Source organism: Pseudomonas sp. ok272, assembly GCF_900109995.1.
GTDB lineage: Bacteria > Pseudomonadota > Gammaproteobacteria > Pseudomonadales > Pseudomonadaceae > Aquipseudomonas.
In genome coordinates this window covers 1-2,471 of record NZ_FOCB01000042.1, presented here as the reverse complement: position 1 = coordinate 2,471, position 2,471 = coordinate 1, and the positions used below count along the sequence as shown (strand labels likewise).

At 62.3% G+C, this 2,471-nt stretch carries 1 pseudogene; it reads left to right on the top strand.

Features of this window, described 5'->3' with window-relative positions:
• A pseudogene (locus tag BMW74_RS25295) lies at positions 1–2,471 on the top strand (hypothetical protein); the annotation flags it as partial.

Genomic DNA, 2,471 nt, shown 5'->3' with positions numbered 1-2,471 from the left:
GCCGTGGACCTGGACCCCGACAGGGGCCTGAAGATCTTTATCCCGCCGTGGGCCGACATGAACCGCGGCGACGCCATTGAGCTCATGCTCAATGGCAGCGTGGTCGATCAGGCCCGCATCGAGGAGAGTGACGTCGGCCATCGCATCACCTTGTATATCGGTCCTCGCCGGCTGGTCACCGGCAGCTATTCGCTGCATTACGTGGTCACACGGCTCAATCAGACCCCGGAGCCATCGGCCCCCCGGGTCAATATCTACGTCAAGCTCGAACGCCCCGCGGGCAAGGATGAGAACGGCAGCATTCCGGGGCACTCCGAGCTGCACATGTACATTGACCCACTGATCATCAACGATGGCGTGGGCAAGGAGATCGCCGATAAGGGGCTCGATATCCCCATCATCGCCAAGCCCGGCAGCACGCTGCTGTATCCCAACATCGCCGTGGGCGACCAGTGCAAGCTGAGTTGGGGCGGCCTCTTTGTGTATTCCCCACTGGTCACCCAGGCCCATATCGACGACCCGACCAATAACCCGCTGATCGTCCATGTCGACACAGATACCATTTACAAGGCCGGCGATACCCCTGCGCTGACCGTCGTGTTTGAAGTGCGCGACCTGGTCAACAACGTCTCCGAGGACTGGAGCGCCGGCATCCAGATTGCGGTCGACACCGGCAACACGCGCTTGCCGGCCCCCGTGGTGAAAGGGAGCATCAACAATGTGCTGGACCTGGACACGCAGGGTGATGCGCCAGTGATCTTGCAGATTTTTGCTACCGAGCCTGACTTCAAGGTCGGTGATGTGCTCATCGGCCTCTGCCGGGGCACCACCCTGGACGACGAACCGATCAGCCTTGAAGTGCGGGGCGAGCCGCTGGAGAGTGTGAACAACGTTTACGAGCTGAAGCTGTCCAGCGCGGATGTCCGCCTGCTGGTCATGACCCAGGCCGTGTTCAGTTACCGCGTAGAGCGCAGTGGATCGCCCGACCTGCTGTCCAAGGGGCGTTTTGTCAGCCTTATCGGCGAAACCCGGCGCCTGCTCGCGCCCATTGCCCGCGATGCCCAGCAGGGCGCACTCGACCCCGAACTGGGCAGCACGATCGTCGACATCCCCTTTGATGACGAGACAATGACCGAAGGCATGGCCATCGTACTGCGCTGGGTTGGCATCAGGGCGGACTTCTCCACCTACGACCCGGAACTGGACTGGTACATCCTCAGCCGGGGTGACATCGAGGCCAAGCTGGCGATTCCGATCCCCGTCGACGGTGCGCACCTGCGGGCAATCAACGGCGGCACGCTGGACCTGTTTTACCTGCTGATGTCCGAGGTCGTCGGCGGCGGCACCCGGCAGCGCGAATCCCTGCACCACGCCTTGTTGCAGGTCGGTGAACCGCGACTGGAACTGGCGCCGCCAATCGTCCTTGGCGAGGCGGACGGTGCATTGGAGCCCAATGACCTGCCCGGCGGCGTCAGTCGGCTGACCGCGCCACGGGCCAATACCCCGACCAAAATAGGCGACAAGGTGACCTACACCTGGCTCGGTCCGGTCACGGGCCAGGCCAAGGACACCCTCTCCATCACCTCGCTCAATGCCGACAAAGACATCCCCTTTACCTTGAACCAGACGTTTGTCGCGACGCACATCGAGCCCAATCGCGGCGGGACGGTGAAGGCCTGGTATGAAATCCTGCGGGTGGCAACCGACACCACGCCGGAGCGGGTCAGCTATTCGAACGTGCTGGAGTTCATCGTCGGCGCAGTGGCAGAGTTGCTGCCGCCCAGCGTCAAAGAGAACAACGGCGACAGCACGCTGAACCCGATCGCGGTCAAGGACAGCTTGACCCTCGTGGTGAAGCCCATCCCAGAGCTGGCGCCAGCGGATCAAATCAGCGTCACCTGGCAAGGCGCCGCCGGCACGCCGGCCGGCGGCTCGCACACCTCGACCCCACGGCCGGTGAGCGCCGGCTGGGAGTTTGTGATCCCCAACAGCGTGGTGGCGTTCAACCTGGGCAAGGGGGTGAAACTGTCCTACGTCGTCACCCGTAATGGCAATCCGATGCCCTCGCCGGTGTTTGCCCTGACGGTGCAGGCCATGCCGACGAGTGCGTTGATCAGGCCGGTGATCAAAGACGCCGACAACAATGGTGAAGGCCCGGTGCTGGATGTGACCAGCCTGACCGCCGATGCCGCCTATCGCTTGGGGGGCTGGCCGTTGATCGCCATAGGGCAGTATGTGTGGCTGCGTTTCAGAGGCACCAATGCCGATGGCACCGACTACTTCAACGAGGCCCATACAGCACCAGGCTCTTATGTTAGCCAGCAGTGGATTGATAATAATGGTTACTACGAAAGCCACATCGCACTCGCCGGGTTGAAAAACCTCAAGGACGGCAGCAGCCTGAGCATGGAGTTAAAGGCGGCGCTGGGTAAGAGCACGGTTGAAAGCGAAGCCGTGGTGTTCCCGGTGCG